Genomic DNA, 5,549 nt, shown 5'->3' with positions numbered 1-5,549 from the left:
GCCGGCGTGGCCGTGGGTGCTCGGCAGCGGCTTGCGCTCGGGCAGGCCGCCCTGCTGTCCGCGCTCGTCGCGGGTACCCCCGTGCCCGAGGGGTTCGACCGGGGGCGGCTGGGTGTGCAGGCGCGGGCGCTCGCGGCCAAGCGGGCGGACGTCGTCGCGAAGGTGGCGGCGGAGCTGCCGGAGATCCTCGGGGACGCGTACCGGCCGGCGTTCCTCGCGTACGCGCAGGGGCATCCGATGAGCGGTGGGTACCGGCGCGACGCGTTGGACTTCGCCGCGTACACGCTGCTCGCGGGAGACCCCGAGGACGCTCAGACGCGGCGGCGGCTGCGCGCGTGGTGGCTGGAGCGGTCCGGCCCGACCCCGCCGTCGCAGCGGCCCACGGCCCGGCTGGCCCGTGCGACCCGACGGGCACTGCTGCGCCGCTGACCCCGCCCGCGCCACAGGCGCGGACGCGCCCTGCTACGCACGCCGTAGTGCCTCACCCCGGCAGAGTGTGCCGGGGTTAACACCGGGCCCCGCCCGGCCGGATTCCGTGTCTGGTTTCCTGGGTTTCCTGACGGTATGGAGCCCGGTCGAACTACCCCATTAGGCGCCTTCCTCCCACCCTGCAACCCTTTCTCCTCGTACGGCAGTTGGCGTGGTGCCCGAAGTAATATGCCAACCCGCACCCGTAGCGCACCAGCGTGCGGTGCCGCAACAGGAGGCACCATGCGATCCAACAACCGCACCGGATTGGTCAGTGGGACAGGACTCATCATCGCGGCCCTCACCGCGACCCTCGTCGCGCTGATCTTTCCGATCTGGTCGTACGCGGACCGCGCCGGCACCGGCCTGGACACCCTGAACGCCCAGTCCGTGTCGACGCAGTTCGGTCCGCTGTCCGCACTGGACCGGGAGTTCGTCACCAAGGTCCGGCTCGCCGGACTGTGGGAGCTGCCCGCCGGTCAGCAGGCCGAGGAGCGCGGCACCACCCAGGCCGTGAAGACGGCGGGCGCGCACCTCGTCGAGGGCCACACGTTCCTGGACGCGCGCGTCCGGAACGTCGCCGCACGGCTCGGACTCGAGCTCCCGAACCAGCCCAATGCCCAGCAGCGCGGCTGGCTGGCCACGCTCGACGCCGCGCACGGCACGGACTACGACCGGAAGTTCGCGAACATTCTGCGCCGGGCACACGGCAAGGTCTTCTCCGTCGTCGCCCAGGTCCGCGCGAACACCCGCAACTCCCTCGTACGGGACCTCGCCGACGACGCGAACACCACCGTGCTCGACCACATCAAGGTCCTCGAAGCCACCGGGTACGTGGACTTCGACGCCCTCGCCCAGGACGCCGCGACCGCGAGCCCGCCCCCGCTGACGGCCTCCCCGGCCCCGCCGGGCCCCACCCGGTCCCCGGACAGCCCCGTCCCCGTCACCCCGTCCGGAACCTATCCGCTGCCCCCGGCCGCGTCCCGCCCCAAGGGCTAGGACCTCTCCGGCGGACCCCGCCGAAGACGCGGCACCCTTTCGCGATCACCGGAACGTCACAGAGCCACAACGCTCCGTCCATATCGTGGGCATACCGTGGCGCGGGCCTGGACTCTTCGCGTAGAAACACGCCATGTTCTGGGTCCTTCTCCTGCTCCTGGCCTGGGCCGCGGCCGGCATCTCCTGCACTCGGCTGTGCCTGGCCGCCGTGCGCTCGGCGGCGGTCGACGCCGACGCGGCGCGCGGACACCACCTCACGCTGTACGAGGCGGCGTTCCTGTCCGGCGGCCCCGCCCGGGTCGCCGATCTGACCCTGGTGTCGATGGCCCGTCAGCGGCGACTGCTGCTCGCGCACACGGGCTGGGCGACCGTCGTGGACCCGCGCGGGCGCGACGAGATGGAGCGCTCGGTGATAGGGGCGATAGGCCCGCAGGGGCAGTCCCGGATAGCGCCCGTACGGGCGAGCACGGCCACCGCGGACTCCGTACGCAGCCTCGCCGACCGCCTCGTCGCCGCGGGCCTCGCCGTGCCCGACGGCGCCCGCACCACCGTCGCGAGCGCCATCCGCCAGGTCCAGGCCGCCGCCGCGGCCGTCCTCGCCCTGGGCGCCGTCGCCGTGCTGATGCCCGCTCAGGCCCGGGCGAGCGAGAACGACGTACCGATCGCCGTGTGGTTCTCGCTGCCGCTCATCCTCACCCTGAGCTGCCTCGCCATCGCCCGCATCGAGGTCCACCCGTACACGCGCTGGGCCTCCCCGGCGGGACAGCGGCTGCTCGGCACCCTCGCCCGGCACCCCGACGCCACCGGCGACGACCGTACGTACCTCACCTCGGTCGCCGTACGCGGCGTGCGCGCGGTCGGCGAGCCGGAGCTGCGCGCGGCCTTCGCGCACCGCGACCGAAGCCCCGAGAGGCAGCGCTGACGGCGCCCGAGGGGGCGCATAGGGGTCATTGGGGCCGACACCGGCACCAGGTGCTTTACTTCATCAACTGACGAACCAAACATCCCTTTTGTCGCTGCCGTGCGCCGAAGGGGATACGCGATGAGAGCTGCCGTCCTGTACGGAACCACCGGGTCCTTGCTTCTGAGCGGCCTCATCGCCGCCCCCGCGGGCGGTGCGGCTGCCTGGCCGGGCCCCTCGGCCTCCCTCGAGGCGCGCGGCACCACCGTCGCCGCCACCCGCGCCGCGACGGCCGGCATCCACTGGGGCGCGTGCCCCAAGGGAGACGACCTCCCGGTCGCGATGCGCTGCGGCACGGTCACCGTGCCACTGGACTACGCGCAACCCGACGGCAAGAAGATCAAACTGACCGTCAGCCGTGCCGTCGCCACCGGCAAGGACCTGCGCAACTCCAAGCACAAGGTGCCGCGTCAGGGCTCCCTCGTCTACAACCCGGGCGGCCCGGGCGCGTCCGGCATGTACTTCCCGCTGATCGGCTTCCTCCCCGAGTGGAAGCGCATCGCGGCCGCGTACGACCTCGTGGGCTACGCCCCGCGCGGGGTGGACCGTTCGGCCCCACTGTCCTGCGAGGACCCGAAGCACTTCCTGAAGGGGCCCGCGCAGGCGCCGACGTACCCCTCGGAGACGTACAAGAAGGAGCGCATCGCCGAGGCACAGGCGTATGCCCGCGGCTGCCTCAAGCGCTCCGGGCAGAGCATCCGGCACTACACCTCGCTCAACAACGCCCGCGACCTCGATGTGGTGCGCGCCGCGCTGGGCGAGCGGAAGCTGACGTTCATGGGGGCGTCGTACGGCACGTACTTCGGCGCCCTGTACGCGACGCTCTTCCCCTCGCACGTACGCCGGATGGTGTTCGACTCGGCGGTGAACCCCGACCCCCGGCAGATCTGGTACCGGAACAACCTCGACCAGTCGGCCGCGTTCGAGGCCCGGTGGGCGGACTTCCGCGCGTGGACCGCCAAGCACGACAAGGAGTACGCGCTCGGCACCACGCCCCAGGCGGTACTGCACAGCTACGAGAAGGCGCGGGCACGGCTCGCCGCGGCGCCCGCGGGCGGCAAGGTAGGGCCGCGTCAGTTGCAGGGCGCGTTCCTGGAGGCGGGGTACTTCGACGACTACTGGCCGCAGCGCGCCCTGGCGCTGTCCGCCTATCTGAAGGGCGACCCGAAGCCCCTGATCCAGCAGGCCGGGCCCCATCCGGAGACGTCGGCCGAGGCGGAGAACGGCAACGCGGTGTACACGGCCGTGGAGTGCAACGACGCGGCCTGGCCGACGGACTGGCGTACCTGGGACCGTGACAACACGCGGCTCGCGCGTGTGGCGCCGTTCGAGACCTGGGACAACGTGTGGATGAACCTGCCGTGCGCGTACTGGCCGGTGCCGCGGCAGAAGCCCCTCGATGTGCGGACGCTGCCCGGAACACTGGCGCCTGTCCTGATCCTGGCGGCCGAGCGGGACGCGGCGACGCCCTACGAGGGAGCGGTGGAGCTCCAGCGGCGGCTGTCCGGCTCGGTCCTGGTGACCGAGAACGGGGCCGGGACGCACGGGATCGCGGGCGGCCCCAACAAGTGCGTCAACGGCTACCTGGACGCGTATCTGCTGGAGGGCCGTCTCCCGAAGCGGCGCACGGCGTGCGCGCCGCACGCGGAGCCGAAGCCGGCGGCGCCGGATGGTGACAAGACCACCCGGCACGACACGGAGGCCCCGGAGGACCCGAAGACGACCCGCCAGGCCCCCTGATCAGGCGAGACCGGCGACCAGCTCGGCCACGGACTTACGGCGGCCGGTGTAGAACGGGACCTCCTCGCGGACGTGCATGCGAGCCTCGGAGGCGCGCAGGTGGCGCATGAGGTCGACGATGCGGTACAGCTCGTCGGCCTCGAACGCGAGCATCCACTCGTAGTCGCCGAGGGAGAACGAGGCGACCGTGTTGGCGCGCACGTCCGGGTAGCCACGGGCCATCTTGCCGTGGTCGGCGAGCATGCGGCGGCGGTCCTCGTCGGGCAGCAGGTACCAGTCGTAGGAGCGCACGAAGGGGTAGACGCTCACATAGTTGCGCGGCGTCTCGTCGGCGAGGAACGCCGGGATGTGCGAGCGGTTGAACTCGGCGGGGCGGTGCAGCGCCATGTTCGACCAGACCGGCTCCAGGGCGCGGCCCAGCCTGGTGCGGCGGAAGAGGTTGTAGGCCTCCTGGAGCTGGTCGCTGGTCTCGGCGTGCCACCAGATCATCAGGTCGGCGTCGGCGCGCAGACCCGACACGTCGTACGTGCCGCGGACGGTGACGTCCTTCGCGGCGAGCTGGTCGAACAGCTCCTGGACCTCGTCGGCGTAACCGGCGCGGTCCTCGGGAAGCACGTCCTTCAGCTTGAAGACGGACCACAGGGTGTATCGGATGACCTCGTTGAGGTCCTTGGCCAGCTTGCCCTTGTTCGGGACCCTGCCGGACTCGGTGGTGGGGGCGTCGTCACTCATGGGGCTATTCTCCCGCTCCGCCGTGCAGGCTCTGCACCGGGTTCGCCCTGAGCGCGTCCAGTCCGGCGCGGTCGCCGCCGAGCTGGTCCACGGCGGCGTACGCGCTCGCGACGCACGCGGGGATGCCGACCCCGTCGTACGCCGCGCCGCAGACGGCGAGCCCCGGGAGCTTGGCCACGTGCTCGCGGACGCGGGCCACGCGTGTGTGATGCCCGACCGGGTACTGCGGCAGGCCGTCGTCCCACCGGGTCACCCGGGTCGCCACGGGCTCGGCGGCCAGGCCGGTGGCCTCGCGCAGGTCGTGCCGGGAGACGTCCACGAGGTCGGCGTCGTCGCGGCCCAGCACCTCCGTCTCGCCGTACCGCCCGACGGAGGTGCGCAGGACGAGCAGGTCGGGGTTCTCCTCGGCGATCCAGCCCCACTTCTGGGAGGCGAAGGTGGATGCCTTGATGGTGTGACCGTCCACCGGCGGCACCAGGAAACCGCTCCCTTCGGGGAGGGCGATGTCCGCGCGTCGGTAGGCGAGCGTCACCAGCGCCATGGAGGCGTACTCCACACCGGCCAGCTCGGTGGCCTCAGATAGCGGGCGACGCGCTCGGCGCCGTACTGCAGTACCGCCTCGTTGATCAGGGCCCGGATGTGATTGCAG

Annotated in this window: 4 protein-coding genes and 2 pseudogenes; 4 read left to right on the top strand and 2 right to left on the bottom strand. The window is 72.0% G+C overall.

Going from position 1 to position 5,549, the window contains the following annotated elements; all coding sequences use genetic code 11:
• The 4 genes and pseudogenes from ABZ656_RS55960 to ABZ656_RS55945 all read left to right on the top strand — a co-directional run.
• Nucleotides 1–429 (top strand): annotated as a pseudogene (locus ABZ656_RS55960) (endonuclease); the annotation flags it as partial.
• Between the two features lie 282 nt (nt 430–711).
• Nucleotides 712–1,467, top strand: a complete 756-nt coding sequence (locus tag ABZ656_RS55955; RefSeq protein WP_101401522.1) for a DUF4142 domain-containing protein — start codon at nt 712–714, stop codon at nt 1,465–1,467.
• 133 nt (nt 1,468–1,600) lie between these two features.
• On the top strand, nt 1,601–2,389 hold the full coding sequence (locus ABZ656_RS55950; protein WP_360280157.1) for a TIGR04222 domain-containing membrane protein: 789 nt from the start codon (nt 1,601–1,603) through the stop codon (nt 2,387–2,389).
• Between the two features lie 120 nt (nt 2,390–2,509).
• Nucleotides 2,510–4,168 (top strand): alpha/beta hydrolase, encoded by a 1,659-nt coding sequence (locus tag ABZ656_RS55945; protein WP_360280154.1) that lies wholly within the window; start codon nt 2,510–2,512, stop codon nt 4,166–4,168.
• On the opposite strand, the gene hemQ is transcribed toward ABZ656_RS55945, so the two are convergent.
• Complete coding sequence (hemQ, locus tag ABZ656_RS55940) at nt 4,169–4,900, bottom strand: hydrogen peroxide-dependent heme synthase (protein ID WP_101401519.1); 732 nt, start codon at nt 4,898–4,900, stop codon at nt 4,169–4,171.
• A gap of 4 nt (nt 4,901–4,904) precedes the next feature.
• A pseudogene (locus ABZ656_RS55935) lies at nt 4,905–5,468 on the bottom strand (protoporphyrinogen oxidase); the annotation flags it as partial.
• Nucleotides 5,469–5,549: the final 81 nt, after the last annotated feature.

Origin of the sequence: Streptomyces sp. NPDC007095 (assembly GCF_040634475.1) — a bacterium.
In the GTDB taxonomy this organism is placed as follows: domain Bacteria; phylum Actinomycetota; class Actinomycetes; order Streptomycetales; family Streptomycetaceae; genus Streptomyces.
The sequence above is the reverse complement of the archived record's forward strand: the minus strand, read 5'-3'. Positions and strand labels throughout refer to the sequence as shown.

Excerpts from the sequence above, each read along its gene's own strand:
- ABZ656_RS55955 (WP_101401522.1), top strand. The coding sequence starts at position 712 with ATGCGATCCAACAACCGCACCGGATTGGTCAGTGGGACAGGACTCATC.
- ABZ656_RS55950 (WP_360280157.1), top strand. The coding sequence starts at position 1,601 with ATGTTCTGGGTCCTTCTCCTGCTCCTGGCCTGGGCCGCGGCCGGCATC.
- ABZ656_RS55945 (WP_360280154.1), top strand. The coding sequence starts at position 2,510 with ATGAGAGCTGCCGTCCTGTACGGAACCACCGGGTCCTTGCTTCTGAGC.
- hemQ (WP_101401519.1), bottom strand. The coding sequence starts at position 4,900 with ATGAGTGACGACGCCCCCACCACCGAGTCCGGCAGGGTCCCGAACAAG.